Genomic DNA, 24,935 nt, shown 5'->3' with positions numbered 1-24,935 from the left:
TACAGGGGTAGACAGTATGGCGAAACCTGAAATTGCAACTGAAAGAACCCGTCTGAGTATTCCCTTTGACGATCGCCAACGTGCAATACGTGCGGCCGGCAAACTGGCTGATGGCAGTAATGCTCTGGACTACGTGAAGGAAGAAAAGGTGTGGTATGCACAGCCGGGGGCCAACCTGAGCCGGCTGAAAGAGTGGATTTTTGACCCCAATAAAGTGATCGAAGAACCGCCCCTGGATATTCAAGCCATTGAAGATGAATTTACGGCGTGGCTTGAAGAGCGCGGTGCCATTATCAAAGACCCCATAGAGTTCGATGGCCAGAAGCATTATGTCGATACCGTGGACGGTAAAGCTGGTTCAAGAAAGGGGGTGTATGCCGCCTTTCTGGATGGCCGACCTGCAGGGTGGTACAGGGACTATAAGAACGGTGGTGAAATTCAGAAATGGGTATCTACCGGCGCAGCCCCTAACCCTGAACAAATGGCCATGCTCCGTGCTGATGCTGCGGCAAGGCGTGAACAAAGAGCTGCAGCGCAAGCGGATAAGTTTGATCAGACTGCTAACCGGTTGATGGAAGAATATAACCGGCTTCCGGATGCCACGGGAGATCTGGCATACCTGAAAAACAAACAGGTCATTGCCGCTAACGGCCTTAAAGCTGATGAGCGGGGCAACGTTGTGATCCCCCTGTTTAATGCTGATGGCGAGTTCAGGACCCTTGAGCGCATCTGGTCCGACGGTAGTAAACACCTTGAAAAAGACGGCCAGGCATGGGGGAGTTTTTTCGTTGTGGGTGGCCAACTGAAGGATGGTGACAACCTGCTTTATGCCGAGGGATATGCGACAGCAGCCAGTATCAGCGAAGCCATCAATCAGCCTGTGATCATGACGGTTAATGCCGGCAACATGGTGGAAGTTGCTGGCCGCCTGAAAGACGCCTTTCCAAACAGCACTCATTACTTCCTTGCTGACAATGACATTTATAAAGACGAGAACGTTGGACTAGAAAAAGCGACAGAAGCTGCAGAGCTGACTGCCGGCCATGTTCTGGTCCCTGCCTTTAGCAACCCGAAAGAAGGGCTTACTGACTACAACGATTTGCATGTCTCTGAAGGGCTGGAGCAAGTCAGATTGCAGGTAGAAGGAGCCATTAATCAAATAAACAGGGTAGACACTATGCCGACTGATAACCCGAACATTACTGACGTTAATCACAGCTCGACTGACAGCGCTGCCGTTGCAGCCCCTGAAAATGCCGCGCCGGTGGCCAGCGCCCCTGCAGCTGCTGAACCGGTGGAAGCCGCGCCGGTGGCCAGCGCCCCTGCAGCTGCTGAACCGGAGGAAGCCGCGCCGGTGGCCAGCGCCCCTGCAGCTGCTGAACCGGTGGAAGTCGCGCCGGTGGCCAGCGCCCCTGCAGCTGCTGAACCGGAGGAAACCGCGCCGGTGGCCAGCGCCCCTGCAGCTGCTGAACCGGAGGAAACCGCGCCGGAGGCCAGCGCCCCTGCAGCTGACGAACCGGAGGAAGCTGTGCCGGTGTCCAGCACCCCTGCAGCTGCTGAACCGGAATACACCGCACCAACAGATCGAGACGGCGATGATGAAGAGAGTAATAGCGCCAGTGATCTTGAGGCGTATGCCGCTATGATGGCCTTTGGCGGTGAAACAACTGACTCCGCTCAGCAAAAGCCTGAAAGGATAGCGCCCAGCGAATCTGTAGCTAATACCGCCCCGGCTGAAAATGAAACCGAGGAGAAGAAAAAAACAAACGAAGAACTGGAAAACGGCATACGCTGGGCAACCAACGATAATGCAGAAACGCCCCCAAAAGAACGTATAGACCTGGAAGGGTTAATTGCCCGGTTTGGGTACAGAGCAGAGAAAGACTATACGGCGTATACGCTTGATGGACAGGATGCGTTTTACGATTACGGCTCACATCTGCGTATGGCTACCCCTGAAGCCAGCCAGAGTGACGAGATGATCCTGGCGGCCGTTCTAACCGCGGATAAGCAACATCATCGTGGTATTGAAATCACCGGCAGTGACGAATTTAAAGAGCGAGTGTTTAACCTTATCAGTGAATACAACATAGAGGTGAAACTGACTAACCCAGAACAAAGGGTTAAATTGCTCGAACTCAAAAAAGCAAATGAAACAGCAAAAGAAACGGCAAAAGAAAATGTTGCTGATTCAAATGCGAATAAGCAGGAAGGGGCAAACGAAAAGACAAATTCATCAGTTCAGCAGAATGGAATGCGCTGGGAAGAATCGGCCTCTGTACAGCCGAAGAAGCAGAATGCATCTGATACTCAAAAGGAAGATAAAGCTGCGGGTGAATCCTGGGAGAAAGGCGTTATCGTCGCGCATGGACGTGCTAAGTATGAGTGGAAAGATGATGAATCCATGAACTACTTTGTCACCCTCAAAAATGAACATGGAGAGAAGACACTCTGGGGGAAAGACCTTGAGAGAGCGGTTAAAGATGCTGGTGTAGACACCGAACGTCTTGTTACAGTCAGAAAGCTGGGATTTGTGGATGTTGAGGTGAATGCACCTGTCCGTGATGAAAGCAACAAGATCGTTCGTTATGAAACTATCCAGACCAAACGTAATGAGTGGGAAGTAAAACCTGTATACCCACAGCCAACAGCAGGGAATGAACAGGCCTATAAGCCTTCTGAACTGGTTCCGTATGATGCTGCAACCTTTCAGAAGCTCCGCACAACAATTCAGCAGATTACCGGTGTTGATCTCAGCCGTGAGGCCGTGCCTGAAAAAGAACTGTATTGGTTCCTGCCGAATGGTAAGCCAGCTCCTGAAAGCATGACTAAACCCACAGGCTATAAACTCCCTCAAGAGTCAAAAACCGCGGGTACACCTTTGCTGGTCGCACCGCATAAAAAAGGCGAACGCCCGGATTATTACCTTGTTGAGTCTCGTAAAGGATTCATGCAGGGGATCGCAAAGGATAAGGAATCTGGCGAGTACCATAGCGTAATTGGTAAAGTGAACAAGCGTATTGATAAAGACGGAAACTGGAAAACGTATATGACACTTTCAGCAATAAATAAGAATGCAGAAAGTGGAATTGTTTTGCACGGCTATGGCCATGTTGATCAGGGTGGTAAAAACCTGCTTTACAAAAACACAATTGCAAATGAAAAACAGCCTCAGCATTTACAACCGGCCTCAGATGAGGTAAAAAACAAAACAGTAATGAAGCAGCTTTTTCATCCTTCAAATGCTGCAAAAAGAAAAGATGATGAAAGGAGAGAACAGACTCATGCACCAGTCGCAAAGTCAGCGCCTCGGCCATAAAACAAAAACCCTACTCGTTGCAGTAGGGTTTTCCTGCATTTCTGTAAGCTCATTTGCAGCCACACAGACCTGTGCAGCATACGAACTGGCAAAAGCTGGTGCAGATGCTGCCTATAAGCAGGAAGTGGAAAGGATTAACAACGCCGCAAAAAGCGAATCCAGTACGTCTGATTCTCTCGGACAGTGCCTGGGGTCGCTATCGGTATCACTTAAAATCCCACAGTTTCCGTCTATCAGCGACATTATTGATAAGGTGAAGGATGAGGTATGCAATACGGTTAAATCGAAGATTAATGAGAAGTGGGGGAGCCTGACTAATACGACGCTGGACCCGTGGTCAACGATTTCATCCCGACTGCCAGATACGTCAGGTATCCTGCCCAACGCATCTTCTAAAAATGTGCAATTAAACAATCCTGCAGCTGCGAGTGGAAGTGGTGAGGATGCAAACAGTGATGCATTCCCGTTCCATTTGTAACTACCGGAAGAGTCCTTTCGGGATTTTATCGAATAGCTTGCCGGTTCGTATTTCAACGCGGCGGTGTTCCGCCGCGGTTAGTAAACGCATAAATTCTGTGGCAGGTAGAACATCACGTTTTGAGTCTACATACGTATCAAGCGAATCTTCATTCATGAAACGTCTGACAGTATGCAGCCAGTCTTCAGCTGATTTCATATTTTTTGAGCTCATCGTCGCTCATCTCGGCAAACGCTGCAGGTCGGCGACCTTTTCCTGTCCAGGTTATGGACTTTCCATCAACTTCGATCCGGTACTTCACTTTTCCAAAAGTGGATTTACTTTTCGTGGACGGACCAAAGAGATTTTCGAAGATCTGGAGAGCTTCATCAGCCGTAATATTGTGTTCTTCCATGAACCGCTTTGTGGCTGCGGCTTTCTCTTCAGTGGCCTTCTGTTCTTCCCTAAATTTCTCGATCATTCCCTGTGCAATGTCGGACCACATATTAATGAGTTGTTCAAGGTTTTCTGGCGGGATTTTGCGCAAAACGGCGGTGGCTTTTCGTCGTTCGCACATGATAACTGCACAGGATTCGTAATCATTATGTTCGCTCATGTATACCTCATTGTTCATTAACGATCTGCGTGATTTTCTAACACAAACTTTTGAAAAGAGAAACTCTATGAAAACACAAAATGGTGAAAATATTATGGATCAAACTGACTCGGATCAAAACTCAGTCGTTGATGATGGCAGCAACGCCCTTGCTCCAGCTCTGGCTGAAGAGAGTAACCGAACGGTACAAGAAATCGTATCGAAACATGGTTTAAAAGTAATTTTGATTCAAACGCTAATCATATTAGTCGCAATCATTATCATTGGTCTTCAGGGTTACTGGCTTCACCAGAAAAAAACCAAATATATTGCAACGAATGGGGGCATGATCACAGAAGTTCATCCAACCGATGAACCCGCTTACACGGCGGAAGAGGTGATGGACTTTGCCAACCGTACAATGATCAAATCGCTTTCACTGAACTTTGTGAATTACGAAAACCAATTAACCAGCGTCCGCGGCGATTTTAGCGCTGAAGGGTACGTTAGTTTCCGTAAAGCGCTGTCCGATAGTGGGCTGCTGAAAGATATCAGTGAAAAACGTCTGAACGTAAAACTTTCCACAACTCCTGGAACCCTGATCACGGAAGGTCTTATCCGTGGCACCAAAACCTATGCCTGGCAATACCGCATTCCGGTGACTGTTCAGCTTGTTGGTCAGGCTCAGGACTACAGACCACAACCTTACGATTTGATGGTTCAGGTACGCCGCGTCAAAGAAGACGAAGATCCACGGGGTATTCAAGTAGCGCAGGCCATTCTCAAACCCCGGAACTACTGAGGTCAATCATGAAGATTAAACTGTTAACTGTACTTATGGCCGCACTGTTTTCGGCAAATTCTGTATCTGCAGCTGATGCACCAACTGGTAATGGAGCACCGCAGCAAACGGCGCCAGCTGTGCCTGGTGGTGATATTGCTCAATGGCAGCAGGCCAGTTCCGGGTTGCCCGTAAATCAGCAGTCACAGGTGCAACAGCCTCCACAGCAAACAGCACAGGAACAAGGTCAGCAGCAGGCGCAAGGCCAACAACCACAGGCACAGGCCCAACAGCGGCCAACGACTGCACTGCCTCCTGCACCCATGCCGCAGATTCCTCCACCACAGCAGCAGGTTACTCATGTTAATCCGCAGACACTGGAAGAGTTACCTGCACCTGTTCTGCAGCAGATCCAGCCTATTACCCCTGGTCAGGTGCGGTCGGCCCGCAGCGCAATGGAAGATATGAGCGCGGCGGCCAAAACCTCACCATTAACGCCGATCCCACGAATTTCAAGCCAGACGGTATCACTGTCAGCTGGCGCATCCATTCCGCAGGTACGGGTATTTCCAAACCAGGCAACGACAGTGACGTTTTCAGATGCAACCGGACACCCCTGGGTATTAGGTGCCCCTCCATATAATGCGAGTCCCTGTGCTTCAGGTGGTGAACTGTGTGTTGGCTATATTCCAGGATCGGCGGTGTTCACAATCCAGCCGACCAATGCCTATGCCAGCGGGAACATCACAGTGCTTCTGAAGGGGCTGGCCACGCCGGTCATTATTAACGTGAAGGGGGCAGAACCCTCCGTTAAATCAAAAACCGTTGATGTTGATTATCGTCTGGATCTCCGTATCCCGAAGCGCAGTCCTGACACACCGGTTTATACCGCTACGCCTGAGAAAAAAATCTCACTGTATGACAAGCAGCTGCAGAGCGTGCTCGATGGCATCCCGCCTGAAGATGCTCAGCGGTTGAAACTTAAAAACGCGCCAGGGAGTACCAAAGTCTGGCAGATCGGTGATGAGCTCTACGTCAGAAGTAACATGCAGCTGCAGGATGAGTTTGAAAAAACGCTTTCCGCTATCGATGGCACACATGTTTACGTGCTGCCGGCAACACCAGTGCTGACTTTTTCTGTTAATGGTCAGGCGCGTGACGTTGAAGTTGAGCTGAATTAAGGGGAACGACGATGGCTACAGATAAAGGTAAAGAAACCAGAAAAATGATGCTCTACGTCGGTGGTGCTGCTGCAGTGGTGGCGCTTCTGGGAGGGTACTGGTTGTTTGGCTCATCAGATGAGCCGGCAACGGGTGGGTCGCAGGTGAAAGCCCAGGGGCTGGAAGGGAAAACTGGCAGGGAAAAAGCTAATGATCCCCAATACAACAAGCTGCTGAATGAGTGGAATGTTGATAATTCAGATAAAGCGGCTCTCACAGGGGATAGCTTCATCTCCACGTTGTCAGCCAGTAATCCGGTGGCCGTTGATTACGGCACCAAAGCACCGCCACCAAAATATTCGTGGGAATCGTCAGCAAAGCCGTCGGGCGATAACAGTAAGGCGAATGATGCTGAGCAGAAAGAGCGTGAGCGTCAGGCTAAAGCGGTGGCTACGTTACTGCAGAAAATAGACCAGGCCAGAACACCAGTTGTCACGGGTGTTGCTCTTGCAACCCCTCTGGGAGCAGAAGGAAATGACAAGAACGGCGGTACCTTCTCAGGGTGGACCGATTCGGTCTATCCGCAGAACAAAAAGCCGGATGCTGAAAAACAACAGGGGGCGAAGAATAAGGCCAAAGATAAAGGAGCCCGACTTGTATCGGCTTACACGCTTGTGCCGGCAGTAATGGATACGGCGATGGACAGTGACGATCAGAACAGTATTGCTATTGCCCATGTTCCAACTGGAGCGCAGGCCGGCGCCAAATTCTATTCTGGCCAAAACCGTCTTGCCGGCGATGGTATTCGAATTCACTTCACCGGCATGGAGCTGAACGGAGTGCAGTGTAAGGTCGATGCGTATGGCGTGGCTTCCGACTCGTTGCGCGCGGCCGTTTCCTCAAATGTAAATAACCGCTGGTTCAGCCGTATTATTCTGCCGGCTGTCGCTAACGGATTAGGCCGAACTGGTCAGCTGTATGCGGACAGCAATTCGCAGATGATTATCACTGACGGCGGGAACGCATACCGCTCAACTGGCACACCGAACGGGAAGGCTGTAGCCGGTACCATTATTGGCGGGATGGGTGAACAGGCAGGGCGTGTCCTGGCTGACGATGCAGCCCGTCTGCCGGTGAAGCAGGTTACGGTTGACCGTAATCAGCTCATAGGCATCCAGTTTGTCGCGCCGGTGTATGAAAGCGACTGTGGCGAGAATATGGAAAATGCTTCTGCAGAGCAGGCGCAGCAGCAAGCTACTCCGACACTCACCAGTGTGCCGCCTCAGCAGATGCCACAACCACCGGCTCCAAATTACCCTCAGCAAAACTTTCCCAGCTACCCCGGCTACGGGTATGGCTCCAGTAACCCGTATTACCGTTAAGGAGATTGATAATGAATCTGTTTGAAGAAGACAATAAAAACGAAGCAGCTCCTGCCCAGGAACCGGTGTCTGCCAAGCCTGCTGAAAAGCCAAAACCGACAGTGACGCCAGCAGCAAAAGCAAACAAAAAGCCGCTTAAGATTAGTGACTATGCATGGATTGGTGGTATCGCTGTCATAGCTATCCTGCTTTTAGTCTGGTTGTTTGGGGGCTCCGATAGTGACACTGCGCCTGTGGCCGGGAATGGCACGATCCAGTCTTCAGGGCAACGTCAGAACGTACAGGCTGCCCCTGCCGGGCAGGATTCTGGTGACTTCCGCGAGCAAATTTCCGGGATTTTGCTGCAGCAAAAGGAACGGCTGGACGCGATAGAATCAACTTCTAAAAATGGAATGATGATCCTTTCCAGTCAGTTACAAAGCGCTAATGAACAAATCAAAAATCTGAACAATCAGGTTCAGGAACTGAAAATGAAAGCCGCTGGTTATGGGCCTTCATTTGGTAATCAGAGTGGAACAATTTCGGGGGCAACGTCGCAGGCATTACCTTTGTTGAGAGGTTTTTCAATTAATGATTTATCTGGCGATCTTGCTTGGGTAAAATACAAAAACCAGACGTATGCTGTGAAGGTCGGTAGTCAACTTGGCGGAGTCACCATTACGGGTATCGATACTGAAAATAAAATCGTTACTACAAGTAAAGGCCTTATCCGCTAAACAGGACCCAAAAAGGCGAAACTATGGATTTAGAATCGGTATTAATTCAGGTTGCTAACGGTGGTCAGGAACCGCTGACAAGGCTAATCATAGGTGTCGCTGCAGTCGTTGGGATCATTGGTGTTATTGGATATCTGATGAGCCTGCGGAAGCAGGCCAGGCATTCAACAAAAGGTGTGGAAGTTGGCAGAATTTTTGCCGGTATCATCTTCTGTGTATGCCTCATCACGTTGAAGGCACAGATGAACTCAGGCGGTGCCACTTTAGGATTTGGCGATGTTAGCTTCGGACCCATCAGTTATGCGAGCGAATCTACGTTTGGCATGGGAGCCGCAGCAGTCAACGCAGTGCTGGGGATTGTTAGAATTCTCGGCGCATACTTTTTTTACAGGGGTATAAAGGGGTTGAAAGACTCTTACCTTGAGGGCCATACGGAGCTGTCAGCTTCGGGTACGAGAGGGGCATCCATTGTGAAAATTGTATGTGGACTACTTCTGATGTTCGATACACAAACGCTCGATGCGTTGCAGAGCACATTAAACATTCACTGGTAATCAAAAAGGATACTTTATGAAAATTGTTAAACTTATCAAAGACAAGGCATTATCTGCATCCATCGCAGCGTATCAGCTGCGCGGAACGGTGGCAAAATCGTTAGTGGTATTGCCGCTGGCATTACTGAGCAAAGAGGCTGCGGCTGAAACGACTGTCTGGGAGAAAATCAATACCTTCACGGAAGGTCTTGCCAGTACCCAGCCTGGTCTGATTACCGGCGGTAAAGTCATTGGTGTTGTGTTCTTTATTGTCGGGCTTGTTTCTCTTTTCCTTAAAAACAAACGCGGGAAAGATATCAGTGGCAGCTTCATCTTCTGGTCAATGGTTGTTGGTGCCTGCCTGGTCGGCCTGACCGCATGGATCTCTTCTGTTGGTTCAACTGTTGGCGTTGACGCAACCCTGTAATGTCCCTTCGGCCCCGCCTTGCGGGGCCAATACCGGAGTTCCCCCATGAAAGATTTTAAGCTCACCAGGAATGAACAACCTGCCAGATGCCATGTGTGCGGGATAAAGAGCAAAGATGTTTTCTCCCTCGCAGAAGATGGACAGAAAGAGAGAATGCTTTGCTCTGTATGCCTGTCGCTCGAACACCCGGAGAAAATGAAACTAGAAACTCAAACCGGACTTCTGCTGAAGAGAAATACAAACCGAAAACTCTACAGCCTGTTGTTTCGCTCAATTGCAAAGGCGGAAAAGTCAACGGACGATTCTTACCGTGAAAAGGCACAGAAACTTAAACAGATATTGCTCAGCACAACTGACGTAGTTCTAAACGAAACCGGCAGTGATGATGGATACGATTTACTGCACCTGATAAAAAAACACCATCAGTTACTTCCCATGAATTTTGACGATGAGTTTGTCACTTCTGTCGCAGAGTCAGACGAATTGCCGGATGTAAGTGACTGGAATGAAATTTACAAGGGTAAGAGAGGTTTTAAATGATTTCTTTCTTTGAGGATGTGATCGAAGGTATCTCACGCAATCTTACGTCAAATGACTCGTTAAAATACTGTGATTTGACAACGGTTGTAGGGCTTACGTCGCAGGATCGCGTTGAGCATCCTGAAATCAGGGCTCCGTACATACTGACCACGAAGAACAACGATTTTCTTACCGTTATTGAGGTTCAGGGCGCTAAATCATCGTTTGACGAGAAGTCGTTTAATGACTTCATCATGCACCTTTCAAACTCGTTGTCGAATTCCTTTATTAACAGTGGCCATAAGCTGTCTGTGGTGTTTGAGCGCGACTTTACCAAGAACCAGGAAGAGCTGAATAATGTTTATAAACCGCAGGTAGCAGCAATAGAGCGCCTGCAGATAGACATTAAAGACCTGATCGCCGATGACGCAAAAAAAATCGCTGCCCATTACAGCCGTGAACGCGCTTACATCGTGCTGTATACCTCGAAGGGGATGATTGCGAAGGATGAACTTAAAAACGAGCAGGCAAAAGCTGCCGGCGTAATGAAGGATATCCCGCAGACTCGCTTCAGTCAGAACCCAATCGAATTTCAGCTTGAAGGTTTGAAGATCACGCATGACGCGATGCTTTGGCGGCTGATTGGTATGCTTCAGGGGGATGATGAGTCGGGGATGGGGCTTCTGGTTGATGTCCTCGATGTCAAACACGCCGGCGCAATGATGCGTCAGATGCTGTTCCGGAACTCAACATCAGAAAACTGGTACCCTCGCACGCCGTTTGACCAAAATCTGCGAGTTTATGGCGCTCCACGGAAAGGCAATATCGACTCCGTGCTGCCGCCGCGGCTGAATATCCAGATCATGGAAGGGGAACTGGAAGAAGATGGTGGCCTGATTTACTGCGATGGCAAGTATTACGGCTCTGTGGCCCTTGAGTTACCACCACTTCACCCTGTCAAATTTAAGCAGTTATTCAACGCGATTAACCGGAAAATCCCGTACCGGATAAAATATGACTTTATGGGCGGGGGCAAAAAAGCACTGTTCTGGCCATCAGTGATCATCTCTTTCCTTCGTTTCATTCCCTCACTCGGTACTATCGCGCGTGATATGGATTATGTCGGGGCCCAGAGCGAAACCGATCCAACGGCTATCATGGCCATCAACTTTGCCACCTGGGGTGACACTAAGGATGAAGCCAAACGCAACCTGGCGGCTTTAACTAAGGCGATTGAAGGCTGGGGTGTATCAGGTGTGTCCAGGACGTATGGTAATCCAGGTAGCGCACTGATTGCATCCGTTCCGGGGCTGACGACGGCCACACCTGGCTCATTGCATTATCCGCCGTTGAGTGAAGGCTTGCGGATGTTACCGTTTGAACGTCCGGCCAGCCCCTGGCATGGTAAAGGCAATATCAACTTCATCACGCTCGATGGCAAGCTGTTCCCCTATCAAATCGCCAGTCCCCTGCAGGAGAAATTTACCGATGTCATCACCGGTGTTCCTGGTTCCGGTAAAAGCGTGCTGGCCAACCGCCTTAACCTGAGTTCGATTTACCGGGCTGATAAAAAACTGCCTTATCTGACCATCATTGATAAGGGCTACAGTGCAAAAGGTATCGCCGATCTGATTAGCGCTGAGCTGCCGGCAGAGAAACGTCACCAGATTGCCAGTATCACCCTGAACAATGACGAATCGCACTGTATTAACATCTGCGATACGCAGTTAGGTTCAAGGTATCTGACGCAGTTTGAGGAAGTATTCTTAAAGCAGATGCTTAACGCATTCTGTATTGATCCGGCAATTGGCCAGCCGCCAGATGCAATGAGCGTTGGCCAAATCGTCAGTAAGGTTGTATCAAACGTATACAAAGCAAAAGCGCATTCAAGTGCTAACTTGTTTAAGTATAACGACCCGGTGATTAATGAAGCTCTGAAAGAATCAGGTCTGGATAAAGAGCTCGGTGAAGACTGGTTTGAAAGAGCTACATGGTGGGAAGTCGTTGATAAGCTGTTTGCTAAAAAATATCTTCATGCTGCGACGGTTGCTCAACGTTATGCTGTGCCAACCATTCACGATTTTATTGCTGAACTACAAACTGAATCATTTAAAAACCAATACGCTGACGTAAAAGTTAATGGGAGTGAGCCTGTAGTAGGCTTCGTTGCACGTTGTTTCCAGGCTGCTGCAGCTGAGTATGCCATTTTCTCTGGGATCACGGTTTATGATTTCAGCCCGGAGACTCGCATTGCGATCCTGGATATGCAAAACGTCCTCGGTGACAGAACGACACCTGCAGGTAAGCTCAAGTCCGGCATTATGTATCTTTTTGCGCGCCAGATGGCTGTGCGTAACTACTACCTGCCTCAGTCCGCAGAAACCTTCATTCCTGCTTTACCGGAGCAGTACAGGGCATATCACCAGGCGCGCATCAGGGAGCTTTCAGAAGAGGTTAAACATACCTTTTATGATGAGTGTCATAACTTTGCCGGCATCGACTTTATTCAAAATGCGCTGAATACTGCTGACCTTGAAGATCGTAAATTCAATGTCCGTACTGCGTTCTCGTCTCAGTATCTGAGCCATATGCCTTCGAGTGTGCTTAAAACCATGAACAGCCTGTTTATGATGCGCCTGACGGAAGGGGATGAAGAGTATCTGAAGCAATTAGAGATCAACATCCCGGCCGATATCCTGCGTCGTTTCAGACAGCTTCCGCAAGGGGTTTATCCGGACGGAAGTGGTACTGCATTTCTAGGTATTTTTAAAACAAAACGTGGTCTAATTTGCCATATTCTGAAAAATACATTAGGTCCAAAACTGCTTTGGGCTTTGAACTCTTCTGCAAAAGACAGAGCATTAAGAGATGTGCTTTATGAAGAGCTTGGAACGAAACAGGCAAGGGAAGTGTTAGCAAATAGATTCCCTATGGGAAGTGCATCAAGTATTATAGATGAAATGGTAGTCAATCAGGGTGGTGAACGTGATTCTGAAGAAGAATCACAAACTATGGCGATGAAGCTCGCTAAAGAAATCATTTCTGATGTGAGAAGGGGATTCAGATGATAAAAATCGGAAAAGCAAAACGGTTAGTGATGGCCGTTTCAATTCTGGCCTTCAGCGTACAGTCAGCATTTGCCTATACGGTTAACGTTAACAGTAGCGTTCCCATTACACAACAGGTCATGCCGGCGTTGGGCACAATCAATACCATGTTAGGTAACATCCAGGCGACGCTGATAAACATTGGTACGGCGATCAGCCAGCAGGGCGACCGCCAGGCAGCATTAATGCAGCAGGTGGCTGAAACTAACCGACAGTTCGAAGTCGAGCAAAAGCGTAATGACAGGCTGCTACAGGCACAGGATAAGTACCGTGTTCCGGATGATATATGTGCGCAGTCTATTGGCGGTGGCGCTGCGGGGGTATCCTCAGCGGCCGCTGGCGGTCAGCGAACGCTGGGAAGCGCCAGTTCTGCGAAAGATGTTAAGGCCATTTTTGAAGTGCCGGCACGCGCAACCGACGTGGACGCTTCTTCAACGGCCGAAGTTCACAGCCAGTACTGCGACAGTTCGGATTATGCTGCATTTGGCGGGACTTCATTCTGCCCAAGTGTATCTGACATGCCGCGGGCTGATACCTCACTGAGCTCGTTGCTTTATGGCGCCGGCAAAGAAGGCAAGGCACCTGATCTGACGTTTACAGATGAACAGACAGATGCGGCGCTGCGCTATATGAAAAATACCGCGTTGCGCAGTGCTGGTCGTCAGCTGAGTCGTGGGGAAGTTAAAGGCGCCAGCGGGCGAATTTACCTGGGCATGATTCAGCAATACCAGGCGCTCACCGACGCGGCCGCACAACCTCAGATGGAAATGATCGCCAACTCCAAACCGAACCCGGCCACTGATGCCGCGCTTGCAGATGCACGCAAAGTGCCGGAAGTCGAATCCTATTTCCAGGCGACGGCCAGTAACAGGGCGAAACAGCTTAACCGTATGTCTGCCAGAGAGTTTGAGGAATTCGAAGTAGGTCGCCGTTACAGCAACCCTGCTTACCAGGCGACGCTGACCAACAAGAACACCGAAGATTTGATGCGTGAGCAAATCAATATCGCCAATCTGAACAACTGGTTAGTGCTGAAAACCAAACAGCAGCTGGAGAAACAAAATGTGCTGCTTGGCCAGATCCTGGCGAACGACGCATATCAAACATACAAACCGATGCTGGCAGCACAGCTGGAGAGTGTGAACGCGGGAGTATCCAGAAAATGACCGACGAAAATAAAACAGGGGAAGAAGTTACAAAATCCCCCGGCCGCATGAAAAAAGCGGTTTATCATATTACCGGAATTAGTGATATTCAGTTTATGTGGAAATCACTAAGGGAATCTATCAGCCTGCTCAATGAGCGGGCTTCTTTCGTTAAGAAGCAAATCAAAAATTTGGAAGCTCCGGACGAAAAATCAGCTTCGAATCAGTCGTTTGAGGATGTTGTTAAAAAGAGTTCTATCCCCTTAGAACAGCATCTAGCTAAAGCCGGTAAGTATAAAAAATATTGGTTATGTTGCTTCTTTATAGCTGTTTTTGTTGCCCTGTTTTTAATCGCTGGCTGTGTAAAATTGATTGTTAATACTGAATACAATGTAAGCCTTCTGAAGGTGACATTAACACTTGGTTTAATGTTTGCTGTTTGTATCTACTCGTTCGTAAAAGCAATGACTTATGAATTTTTAGGTTGGCAATTACGGAATGAGGCCCATTCTGAAGAAGAATTCGGTACATTGAGACATTTTATTAACGATAACGGTGTGCGCAATACATTTAATTTTGAACAAGCTGGCCAGATTCGGGGGGCGCATGAATAAGTCAAGAAACTCATTGGTCGCATTGTTGCCGCTATCGCTTTTCATTACCCCGGCATATTCTGCAGATCTGGGAATTGATAGTATTACAGAGGCTGCTAAACGGTCTGGTGATTTGTCACGTCAGATGCTGCATACCGTTTTTGGTGAAGTGGTAAATAATCCTTTCAGTCCGTCAGGTGATGGGTTGTTAAATAACGTATTTTTCACAGTGAATGAGGTTATCGCCATATTAGCGCTGATTTATATGGCGATAATCAGTATTAAAAAACTACATCAGGCAGGGCAACTTGGGAAGTTTATAGAGGGTGATGGGAATAATGCCTTCAATTTTGTTAAAACAACATTCGGCTGGCTCCTTTTGGTTCCAACTGTTGTTGGATGGTCCGTTGCACAACTCCTCTTCCTGTGGTGTGGGTCAATCATAGGTGTAGGTTCTGCCAATGTTATTGCAGATAAAACAGCGTCGGAACTAGCGAGTGGCAAAGCTGTTTATATAACGCCAGTTATGCCAGAAATGGCTTCTGTGGCTAAAGGAATGTTCGAAATGAACTTGTGCGCTCTTGGTGTCAATCAAGGGTTAGCTCAGATGGAGGCTTCAGGCCAACATTATGAAAGTAATAGCCAGATGAAGTTTAATACTGGTGATTCTAGTTACTCAATTTCAGTTGACAATGGTTCTGCTGTTTGTGGGACTGTTAAATTACCACAAAAACCTACAGGTTGGACTTCGGTATTCTCCAGTGGTTACGCTGATTCTGTTTATGCAGTTCAACAGCAGGCTACAGACTCGCTTTGGAGTAAGATGAAGAATACAGCAGAGCAATTTAACTCTGCTTATATGTCTAAAATGCGTTCCGGAGATGGGCAGCTGCCTGACGTTGAAACTGCAATTCAGACAGCAGCAAGAGATTACCAACAACAAGTACAGCAAGCTGCAGACAATGCTGCCGGAAGCAATGATATGCTCCAGAAAATGGAGTCGGATATAAAGGAAAAAGGCTGGCTATATCTTGGTATTTATTATCATACCCTGGCAACTGCTAACACTGAGCTGAAGGACGTTGCTAATCTGAAACCTATTGTATCAGGGATAAGTGGTGATGGTGATGTAGGTTCTACGGACTATTATAAAGGTCTGTTCCAGGCATATCATTCACAACTGAAAAACAGTACCTACACTCCCCCTTTAGGTACTGCTGATAATGCTTTAGCCCAGAACATTGACAATAAAGGCATCGAAGAAGCGGCAAAAAGTGGTGATGCAGATTCGTTGATTACCAAAATTTTCAACTTTAATGTTACTTCATGGCTTGCCACTAGAAACTACGGCACTGGCGATGGATACAGCGATGTAACGAATCCCTTGTTGAAAATGAAAGCCATTGGTGATTACACGATGTTTACTGCTGAGAGTGGTCTAGCTGCTTGGGGAGCTGTTAATGTCGCAATGAGTGTTGCAGATGGTAATAACGCTGCTGGAATGGGGGCGGGATTACTTAATTTCTTCACTTCAGGTAAGGATATTATTAAGGGTGTAATTAAAACTGCGGCTCCGATCGTATACATGATTTTAGTCGCTCTGTTCTGTATAGGGTTAACGCTTTCAATTTGGCTTCCATTTGTGCCATTTATCTATTGGTTTGTCGCAATGGCGGATTGGTTAGTTACTTTGCTGACTGGTATCGTTGCATCTTCATTGTGGGCCGCTACCCATATTAACATTGGCCAAACTAATGAGGACCGGTCAACGTATGGATATATTTTCCTGATAGATGTGATGATTCGACCACTGTTGATGGTAATGGGGTTCATTTTTGCATCATTGGCCATTGTGGCTCTTGGTACCGCGCTTAACTATATTTTCAAAACAGCAATGGAAAATGTACAGGCAGATTCAACAACTGGCCTTTGGTCAATGATAGGTATCCTTTTTGTCTATGCAAGGATGTGTACAGGTATGGTTGCTAGGGTATTTGCATTACCTGCAAGGATGCCTAACTACGTCATCAGCTGGATTGGTAACAAGCATAACGATTCAATTCTTGGTGATATGCAGAATCATGTTCACGACCTGTTTGCTGCATTTGGTCGTGGAGCTAAAAATACAGGTGGACGTCCTTCTGGGCCGAAGAACTTCAACCCAACCAATACGGTTGATAAAGACAAAGATGGTATAGCGGGGGCGTGATATGAAAGGATATTCGTATACTGTTGTCGATAACAACATGGCTAAATCAAAAGGTGTTGGCTACTATCTGTCACGCCTGTCTGTAGCCATAAGTATAGTTATTTTAACAATAAGTCTTCCGTTGACTGTATATTCTGGCTTTCTTACTTTAGGTGGAAGCCTGGCATTGGCGTGGTTTGTTGCTCTACTTGTTTTCGATGCCATGCTGATCACATATGTTGTACGCCAGGTAAAAAGTAAGGGAGTCAAAAAGGTCGTTGCAGGCATGAGAGTTTATGGATGCTTTAATCCATCGGCTAAAGAGGAACAATACATGCCGGCTCAGAAAACATATTTTGGTATAGATATGGACTCCGGTGTTGTTGGGATTGCTGCCCTTTATGCTGTACAGGCCTCTATTAAGCAAAAGAGAATTTTGTTTGAGGCCGAGACAATTGAGTCTTGGGAGTATACTGATAGTAAACTTGTCGTGAATCTTCGGAACCGACATGTGCCTACTGTTGAAATAATCTTGCTCAATGCCGGCCTAGCATATCGCCAGCTGGAAATGTTAACCAGGATGCATGAGCAACATAAAAAATACAGGGGTGAAAAATATCTCCAGTGGCGAAAGACTATGCTTGATGAAGGTTGGATGCTACCACGAACGTATTGATGTTTACTTCCAAACCGCCTGAAAAGGCGGTTTTTTCATGTATACTCAGGTGGTTATAGTCGTATGCTGTGGGAGGAAGAGTGAACAGAGTTACTGAGCGCCAGGAACAGAAGAGTAACCCGGAGTTCCAGAGAGAGTACCGGAACCGTATCCGGGAAACACACGACCAGTTAAACCTTTATCTCCCCAAAGATGCAAAAAGAATGTTGATAGAGATCACAAAAGTTAAAAAACTCACTCAGGCTGAAGTTATTGAATTTCTTGTGAAAAGCTATTATGACGGATTGAAATTTGACGATTCTGAAGAGTGATCTTACTATGTAAAAGCGGGATCGCAGGTATTGCCCCGCTTAGAAACGCATGATATGTTAAGCGGCGTTTACATAACCTTACGGGGTTATTACAGAATTTAGCACGGGAAGAGCGGCCCGGAGATGTACCGCTTAGGAGTGGCAGGAGCCACAAAAAGTAAAACCCCCTGATCCTATCTCAGAACTTTGGCCGGCTCAGAATAGAATCAGGGGGTGCAAACTGCCCACTGGCAGAAAGGATTATAGCAAATGCATACCCTATTGCAATACAGCCCGGCCAATATGTGCAGGGGCTGGTGAATCAAAAGAATCCATACCTACAGCTTTCTGACATTGAGTCAGTAGAAGGTCTTTCGCCGGAGTTCATCTCCTGGCTTGAAAGCCAGTCCCCTAAAGAATCACCCCAGCAGCTGCTTCTTGATGAAGCCACCAAACCCGTGCGCAAAACCCGCCGTCGTCGCGGTACGCACTCAACGGCGTGTCTCTGCCCGGAACCCAGCTGGTACCGACCGGACAATTTCAAAAAGCTCCCTGGCCAGCTTGGCCATGCCTACAACCGCCTTGTTCGCCGCGATCGCAAAACGGGCGCGTTAAGTCTGCGTATGCGGATCAGCCGCCACCCGTATTTCGTGCAGCTGCGTGAGCAGGCCGGGCGGAAGCGGGACTTCCGCCCGGAGCGGGAGAATCTGCTTGATGCCATCGTGCCGCTTATGGTCAGCACCGTTGATCGGGCAACTCATATAGACACTATCAACCTCAGCAAAATGGCGTGGCAGCTCAGCGAAAAGGACAGTGAAGGGAACGTGATCCGGAAGGTGACGGTTCCGCGGGTTTGCCGGCTGCTGCAGCACATGATGGAGTACGGGTTACTGGAGCTGCCCGAAGGCGTCACATGGGACCCGTTTAACCGCAAGTGGTTCCCCAAGCATGTCGTGCTGACGGAACGGCTCTGGAAGATAATTGGCGTTGATCTCGATAAGCTGTATGCGGAGCAGGCCGAACAGGTGGCCGCTGAAGCTGCAGGCTGGATAACCCGCGATGAGCATGGTCAGGCGGAAGAAATCTCTGTCAAAGCGGCGCGCCGGCGCTGGTATGAGAATATGATGCACGCCACGCTGGTTCGCCGGCGTGAAGCCGCTCAGAAGGCTAAGCGCGAGAAGAAGCTGAAAGCACTGGCAGAAATGCCCTATGACGACCGGGCTTACGCCATGTCCGTTCATCTGATACGGACGCTGCCGAAAGACGAACTGCACGCGCTGTCGCCTGATCAGTTTACCCAGCGAGTACGCAGCCACCTGTATCAGCTCGATCTGGGGCTGGAGAGGGAAGCAGGCCCCCCTGCTTATCACTGATTTTCTCCCCCTGTAATTTTCTAACCGCCGCCTGGCGGTTTTCGTGCTGGCCAGCCGGCGCGGACTGCTCAAATTTCCTCCAGTTTTAACGTGTGGCCATCGTGATTTTTTGATGTTCTGGCGCCGCCGGTGGATAACCGGCAGCGAGATCACCACTATCCACAGTTATCCGCAAAGGAGGAAATAAAGTCACCTGCAATCGAGGTCAAAGCAAGCTGCAATACACTCTTAACTTCTTTAAAAAGATGTTTATTCAATAAAGAGATCACTGTTATTCAGGCACAATTTTCTGTGGATAATGGGGATATGCCTGGCCTTTCAGCGCCGCTTCGCGGCACGACGGCCAGAATGGTCGCTATGCTCCCAGGTTAGCACCCGGCAAATGCCGGGCAGGGTGGCCAGCAGAAACCTCCAGGGCGGATTCTTCTTTGCCCCACCGTGCTTTTCCCCGCCGAGCCAACGGCTCGGCAGAAAAAAGCATGATGGATGATGTAACTAAGAACACCCCCGTAAGACGGCAGGGCTGCGACACGCACCCCTGACGTCAACGCTACTACCCACGCGCCCGGTGTGCCGCTAACGTCACACCGCCCGCTCGAAGTAGCCAGGGGGTAATGTGGCCACAGAGCCATCTGCAGGGCAGTCAGGCAGGAAAATCGTCTGCCATATTGTGCAATGCCTTTCAGGCAATCAGCACCTGTGCCAACTGTCAGTTTTAAAATTAACAGGGAAAAGAGGATCGATTTAGGGGTTCTAAGCGGGAATCCCAGAAAATTCCGTCATTCCGTATGATGAAAATTCAGTCGACTCCTCGCTTGACGTGACGAGCGCCAAAAGCCTGCCGCATCTGCCTGGCGCGCTCGAGCTCATCGCCATGCAAATACATCGACGTCGTGGCGATCGACGCATGGCGTAGGTTGTCGCGCACCGCGGTGAGCTGAGCTCCCCGGGCCAACGCATGGCTGGCATGACTGTGACGCATCCAATGAGGCGTGGCACGGCGCAGCTTTTCGGCGGCGACCGGATGATCGGCCTCAATGGCCTCAGCGGCTTGCGTAAAGAATCTTCGCAACACGCACCAAAGGTGAGGGCCGGTGATGCCGGCATTACCGTCTTCCCCAAGACTGCCCACCAGGGGCGTTTTCGGATTCCACCGTTCCCGGCTGACTGGCAGTTGACGCTGTGCCAAGTATTGGTCCAGCGCCGTATACGCGAGCGGCGGCAAGGCCACCTTACCTGGTTTGCCACCTTTGCCAACCAAATGCAGCCAGTGGTCACCGTGCTCGTCGAGGCGGACATTACCCAGGACGGCGCCGACCAGTTCGCTAGCGCGCAGGCCCGTGGCATAGCCGAAGTCGAGCATGAAGCGCAGGCGTTGTGCTGCCGGCTCGGACCAGCCGTAGGACCATTCCAGGCCGTCTGCAATGGCGCGCAGCAGTAGCCATTCTCCCTCGGTAAAGCCTCGCGCCGTATCCAGTGCGGGCCGCAAGGCGTGACCGCGTACCTTGACGCCGGCGAAAGGGTTGGCCAGCACATAGCGCTGCTCGATGAGCCACCGGAACAGCGCCGAGAGCACCGTCAGCGCATACGCTGCCGAGCGTGCGGACAAGCCGCCCGAGAAGGGGCGCCATTCCACCGAATCGCGTGGTCGAGGTGGCCCCACCCAACGCTCGCGCGGGGTCGGGTGCCGGACAAAGGCCCGGTACGCGATTGCATCGTCCGTGGTCAGGGATGATAGCGCCCGTCCGCGTTCGACGATGGCCCACAGGATTAGCCGCGCAGCCTCCTTGCGATAGGCGCGCTGTGTGGCGACAGTCTCGTGCAGCGCCAGCCAGGCCTGCACGGCCTCGTAGTCGTTGGTCGCATTCAGCGTGCAAGCGTTGCGCGGGGCCCGGAAATTGCCCTGCGAGCCGTCGACTTCGTTCGGCAGACGCAACTGCTCCCACGGCACGATGCCGCTGGGCTGAATAATCGGGATCAGGGCCCGGGCGCGCTCGGTGAGCTGCGGATGTGCGGCAAAGAAAGCCTCGACCTGCCGGGCGCCTGTCATGCCGAGTCCCTCGATGGCTTTCCACCAGCCACGCCGGCGGGGAATGCGCACGGTCAGCGCCGAGAGGGTGTGGATACCGTACGCCTGCAGTGCCCTGACGGTCCTCGGAGACAGCCACTGGTCGATGCTGTCGCTGATCTGGGGCTTCGGCGCCGGCAGCGTGGGCAAGAGCCGGATCGCGCGTTCGACGGCACCCGCGCGCCCCTGTCGCTCTTCGGGGGCGTGCTGGAACACGTCGGCCAGATCCGGCCGGTGGCGGCTGTTGGCGAAAACGATGAGCTGGCGGCGGATATGCCCCAGCATCCCTCGCGCTGATTGACCGGCGGCCTTGCGTGCCGCCAGGTAGTGTTCAACGGCCGCGCGAGAGCTGAGTCCCGCGTACCAGCCGCGCAAGGCAGCCAGCGAATCCGCATCGGGAAAGCCGACTGGGGTAGAACTCGAAGCCGTAGTCTGGCCCGTTTTCATATGGACAGGTTGCGATTCGAAAAGCGAGTAACGCGATAATAACGATTATTTCAGTAGAATCGAAAATGCCCCATGTTTCTACGAAACCTCAAGATAGCAAGAACGGGCCATGAGCAAGAAGAACAAGCTACTCAGCGTCCTATCCGACGCCGAACAGGAGGCCTTGTATGGCCTGCCGGAGTTCGATGATGCGCAGCAGCTGGAATATCTGGCTGTGACAGAAACCGAGTTGGCGCTTGCCAACAGCCGGCCCAGTCTTCATGCCAAGGTCTATTGCCTCTTGCAGATCGGCTACTTCAAGGCCAAGCATGCCTTCTTCAGTTTCGACTGGGACGAAGTCGAGGACGATTGCGCTTTCGTGCTGAGCCGCTATTTCCACGGCGAGGTGTTCGAACCCAAGGCGATCACCAAGCATGAACGCTACACCCAGCGCGAGCAGATCGCCAAACTATTCGGCTACTGGCCGTGGTCGGCCGCCTTCCTGCCGCAGCTCGAGCAGCAGGCCGCACGGACCGTGCGGCGTGACGTAACGCCGGGGTTCGTCGCCGCCGAGCTGATCGTCTGGCTCAATGAGCACAAGATTATCCGGCCCGGCTATACGACCTTGCAAGAGTTGGTCAGCGAAACGCTATCCGCCGAGCGCCGGCGCCTGGGCAATCTGCTGGAGCAAGCGTTGGACGAATCTGCCAAGGCCGCGCTGAGCCAGCTTCTGGTCCGTGATGACACCCTGTCGCAACTGGCGGCGCTCAAGCAGGACGCCAAGAATTTCGGCTGGCGCCAGATGGTCCGCGAGCGCGAAAAGCGCGCCACGCTGGAGCCGCTGCACGCAATCGCCAAGACACTGCTGCCTAAACTCGACGTCTCGCAGCAGAACCTGCTGTACTACGCGAGCCTGGCAAACTTCTACACCGTCCACGACCTGCGCAATCTGAAGGCCGATCAGACCCAACTCTACCTGCTGTGCTATGCCTGGGTACGCTACCGGCAGCTCTCCGACAACCTGGTCGATGCGATGGCGTACCACATGAAGCAGTTGGAGGACGAAAGCAGCGCTGGTGCCAAACAATCCTTTGCCGACGAGCAGGTGCGCCGTCAGCAGGAAACGCCGCGGGTAGGCCGCCTGCTGTCACTCTACGTTGATGATAGCGTGGCCGATCCCACGCCCTTCGGCGAGGTGCGGCAGCGCGCCTACAAGATCATGCCTCGCGATACGCTGCAAACCACGGCGCAGCGTATGAGCGTGAAGCCGGCGAGCAAGCTGGCCTTGCAGTGGCAGGCGGTGGACGGGCTGGCCGACCGCATGCGCCGCCATCTTCGTCCACTGTACGTTGCGCTCGACCTCTCCGGCTCCAATCCAGACAGTCCATGGCTTGCCGCGCTGGCCTGGGCCAAAGGTGTTTTTGCCAAGCAGCAGCGGCTGTCGCAACGGCCACTCGACGAGTGGCCCGCGGCGACACTTCCGAAACGCTTGCGGCCGTACCTGCTGACCTTCGACGCCGACGGTAAACCAACCGGCCTGCACGCTGACCGCTACGAGTTCTGGCTGTACCGCCAGATCAGGAAGCGTCTCCAATCGGGTGAACTCTACCTCGACGACAGCCTGCAACACCGGCACTTCTCAGATGAACTGGTTGAGATGGACAGGAAGATCGATGTGCTCGCAAAAATGGAGATCCCCTTCCTGCAGCAACCCGTCCATGCCCAACTCGATGCGCTGACTGCCGAACTGCGCACGCAGTGGCTGGCGTTCAACCGCGAGCTGAAACAGGGCAAGCTGACGCACCTCGAATACAACAAGGACACGCAGAAACTGACCTGGCGCAAGCCCAAGAGCGAGAATGAGAAAGCGCGCGAAAAGGCATTCTACGAGAAGCTTCCGTTCTGCGACGTGGCCGACGTGTTTCGCTTCGTCAACGACGAGTGCAAGTTTCTGTCGGCGTTCACGCCCATGCAGCCGCGCTACGCGAAGAAGGTCGCCGACGCTGACAGCCTGATGGCGGTCATCATCGCGCAAGCGATGAACCACGGCAACCACGTCATGGCGCGCACCAGCGACATCCCGTACCACGTGCTGGATAGCGGCTACCAGCAGTACCTGCGCCAGGCAACGCTGCACGCGGCCAACGACTGCATCAGCAACGCCATCGCCACGCTACCGATCTTCCCATACTACTCGTTCGACCTCGAAACGCTGTACGGTGCCGTCGACGGGCAGAAATTCAGCGTCGAACGGCCGACCGTGAAGGCGCGCTATTCGCGCAAGTACTTCGGGCGCGGCAAGGGCGTGGTCGCCTACACGCTGCTGTGCAACCACATCCCGCTCAACGGCTACCTGATCGGCGCGCACGACTACGAGGCCCACCACGTGTTCGACATCTGGTATCGCAACACGTCGGACATCATGCCGACCGCGATCACCGGCGACATGCACAGCGTCAACAAGGCCAACTTCGCCATCCTGCATTGGTTTGGCCGGCGGTTCGAGCCGCGCTTCACCGACCTCAACGCGCAATTGAAAGAACTCTACTGCGCTGACGATCCAGCACAGTATCAGGCGTGCCTGATTCGGCCAGTCGGGAAAATCGACTGCGATCTCATCCATCGCGAGAAGCCGAACATCGACCGGATCGTCGCCACACTCGGGCTGAAGGAAATGACGCAGGGCACGCTGATCCGCAAGCTGTGCACCTACACCACGACGAACCCGACGCGGCGCGCGATCTTCGAGTTCGACAAGCTCATCCGCAGCATCTACACGCTTCGCTACCTGCGCGATCCGCAACTGGAACGCAACGTGCACCGCTCGCAAAATCGCCTCGAGTCCTACCATCAGCTACGCTCGGCCATTGCCCAGGTCGGCGGTAAGAAGGAACTGACCGGTCGCACCGACATTGAAATCGAGATCAGCAACCAGTGCGCACGGCTGATCGCCAACACGATCATTTTCTACAACTCGGCAATCTTGTCGCGGCTGGTGACCAAGTACGAGGCGGCCGGCAACAGCAAGGCGCTGGCACTCATCACAAAAATTTCGCCTGCGGCATGGCGGCACATCCTGCTCAACGGGCACTACACCTTTCAAAGCAGCGGCAAGACGATCGATCTCGATGCGATCGTCGCAGGCCTGGAACTGGAGTGACGGAATTTTCAGCGGTTCCG

At 51.2% G+C, this 24,935-nt stretch carries 20 protein-coding genes; 17 read left to right on the top strand and 3 right to left on the bottom strand.

What is annotated here, in order from left to right; genetic code table 11:
* Window positions 1-16 precede the first annotated feature (16 nt).
* Window positions 17-3,319, top strand: a complete 3,303-nt coding sequence (locus tag APU11_RS29080; RefSeq protein ID WP_239691348.1) for an LPD7 domain-containing protein — start codon at window positions 17-19, stop codon at window positions 3,317-3,319.
* A complete protein-coding gene (locus APU11_RS25320) occupies window positions 3,285-3,797 on the top strand; it encodes a hypothetical protein (protein ID WP_011091071.1) in 513 nt (170 codons plus the stop codon). Before APU11_RS29080 ends, APU11_RS25320 begins: the two co-directional genes overlap by 35 nt.
* On the opposite strand, the gene APU11_RS27540 is transcribed toward APU11_RS25320, so the two are convergent.
* Together APU11_RS27540 and APU11_RS25315 are read right to left on the bottom strand one after the other, a co-directional pair.
* Complete coding sequence (locus APU11_RS27540) at window positions 3,798-3,953, bottom strand: Hha/YmoA family nucleoid-associated regulatory protein (RefSeq protein ID WP_172693602.1); 156 nt, start codon at window positions 3,951-3,953, stop codon at window positions 3,798-3,800.
* Between the two features lie 28 nt (window positions 3,954-3,981).
* Window positions 3,982-4,392 (bottom strand): H-NS family nucleoid-associated regulatory protein, encoded by a 411-nt coding sequence (locus tag APU11_RS25315; RefSeq protein ID WP_060578753.1) that lies wholly within the window; start codon window positions 4,390-4,392, stop codon window positions 3,982-3,984.
* 67 nt (window positions 4,393-4,459) lie between these two features.
* Here APU11_RS25315 and APU11_RS25310 point away from each other — a divergent pair, with 67 nt between their 5' ends.
* From APU11_RS25310 to repA, 14 genes are all read left to right on the top strand, one after another.
* A complete protein-coding gene (locus tag APU11_RS25310; RefSeq protein WP_239691347.1) occupies window positions 4,460-5,173 on the top strand; it encodes a DotI/IcmL family type IV secretion protein in 714 nt (237 codons plus the stop codon).
* Window positions 5,174-5,181: 8 nt separating this feature from the next.
* Entirely contained in the window at window positions 5,182-6,333 is a 1,152-nt protein-coding gene (locus APU11_RS27535; protein WP_072200522.1) for a DotH/IcmK family type IV secretion protein, read from the top strand.
* A gap of 11 nt (window positions 6,334-6,344) precedes the next feature.
* Window positions 6,345-7,694, top strand: coding sequence for a conjugal transfer protein TraO (gene traO, locus APU11_RS25295; RefSeq protein WP_015062830.1), 1,350 nt, complete (start codon window positions 6,345-6,347; stop codon window positions 7,692-7,694).
* Between the two features lie 11 nt (window positions 7,695-7,705).
* Window positions 7,706-8,410 (top strand): conjugal transfer protein TraP, encoded by a 705-nt coding sequence (gene traP / locus APU11_RS25290; RefSeq protein ID WP_060578750.1) that lies wholly within the window; start codon window positions 7,706-7,708, stop codon window positions 8,408-8,410.
* Window positions 8,411-8,433: 23 nt separating this feature from the next.
* Entirely contained in the window at window positions 8,434-8,964 is a 531-nt protein-coding gene (traQ, locus tag APU11_RS25285; protein ID WP_060578749.1) for a conjugal transfer protein TraQ, read from the top strand.
* 16 nt (window positions 8,965-8,980) lie between these two features.
* Window positions 8,981-9,370, top strand: coding sequence for a DUF6750 family protein (locus APU11_RS25280; RefSeq protein WP_011091078.1), 390 nt, complete (start codon window positions 8,981-8,983; stop codon window positions 9,368-9,370).
* A 45-nt stretch (window positions 9,371-9,415) separates the two neighbouring features.
* Complete coding sequence (locus APU11_RS25275; RefSeq protein WP_004187480.1) at window positions 9,416-9,910, top strand: hypothetical protein; 495 nt, start codon at window positions 9,416-9,418, stop codon at window positions 9,908-9,910.
* On the top strand, window positions 9,907-12,957 hold the full coding sequence (locus tag APU11_RS25270; RefSeq protein ID WP_060578748.1) for a conjugal transfer protein: 3,051 nt from the start codon (window positions 9,907-9,909) through the stop codon (window positions 12,955-12,957). The genes APU11_RS25275 and APU11_RS25270 overlap by 4 nt, the downstream gene beginning before the upstream one ends.
* The gene (gene traW, locus APU11_RS25265) at window positions 12,954-14,162 is read left to right on the top strand and encodes a conjugal transfer protein TraW (RefSeq protein WP_060578747.1); all 1,209 of its coding nucleotides are present in this window, start codon (window positions 12,954-12,956) and stop codon (window positions 14,160-14,162) included. Before APU11_RS25270 ends, traW begins: the two co-directional genes overlap by 4 nt.
* On the top strand, window positions 14,159-14,755 hold the full coding sequence (locus APU11_RS25260) for a hypothetical protein (RefSeq protein WP_015060003.1): 597 nt from the start codon (window positions 14,159-14,161) through the stop codon (window positions 14,753-14,755). Before traW ends, APU11_RS25260 begins: the two co-directional genes overlap by 4 nt.
* A complete protein-coding gene (locus tag APU11_RS25255) occupies window positions 14,748-16,943 on the top strand; it encodes a DotA/TraY family protein (RefSeq protein ID WP_015062834.1) in 2,196 nt (731 codons plus the stop codon). The genes APU11_RS25260 and APU11_RS25255 overlap by 8 nt, the downstream gene beginning before the upstream one ends.
* A gap of 1 nt (window position 16,944) precedes the next feature.
* Window positions 16,945-17,598: a hypothetical protein gene (locus APU11_RS25250; protein ID WP_044706695.1), complete on the top strand. Its 654-nt coding sequence runs from the start codon at window positions 16,945-16,947 to the stop codon at window positions 17,596-17,598.
* A 68-nt stretch (window positions 17,599-17,666) separates the two neighbouring features.
* On the top strand, window positions 17,667-17,909 hold the full coding sequence (gene repC / locus APU11_RS25245) for an IncL/M type plasmid replication protein RepC (protein ID WP_023893611.1): 243 nt from the start codon (window positions 17,667-17,669) through the stop codon (window positions 17,907-17,909).
* A gap of 296 nt (window positions 17,910-18,205) precedes the next feature.
* Window positions 18,206-19,261, top strand: coding sequence for a plasmid replication initiator RepA (gene repA / locus APU11_RS25240; protein ID WP_159174305.1), 1,056 nt, complete (start codon window positions 18,206-18,208; stop codon window positions 19,259-19,261).
* Window positions 19,262-20,060: 799 nt separating this feature from the next.
* Here repA and tnpR read toward each other — a convergent pair.
* Window positions 20,061-21,776, bottom strand: a complete 1,716-nt coding sequence (tnpR, locus tag APU11_RS25235) for a Tn3-like element Tn4401 family resolvase TnpR (RefSeq protein WP_004152391.1) — start codon at window positions 21,774-21,776, stop codon at window positions 20,061-20,063.
* Between the two features lie 109 nt (window positions 21,777-21,885).
* Between tnpR and tnpA the strand changes: the two genes are divergently transcribed.
* A complete protein-coding gene (tnpA, locus tag APU11_RS25230; RefSeq protein WP_004152392.1) occupies window positions 21,886-24,915 on the top strand; it encodes a Tn3-like element Tn4401 family transposase in 3,030 nt (1,009 codons plus the stop codon).
* Window positions 24,916-24,935: the final 20 nt, after the last annotated feature.

The sequence above is a fragment of the Enterobacter sp. 50793107 genome, assembly GCF_001463365.1.
Taxonomy (GTDB): Bacteria; Pseudomonadota; Gammaproteobacteria; order Enterobacterales; family Enterobacteriaceae; genus Enterobacter; species Enterobacter cloacae.
The sequence above is the reverse complement of the archived record's forward strand: the minus strand, read 5'-3'. Positions and strand labels throughout refer to the sequence as shown.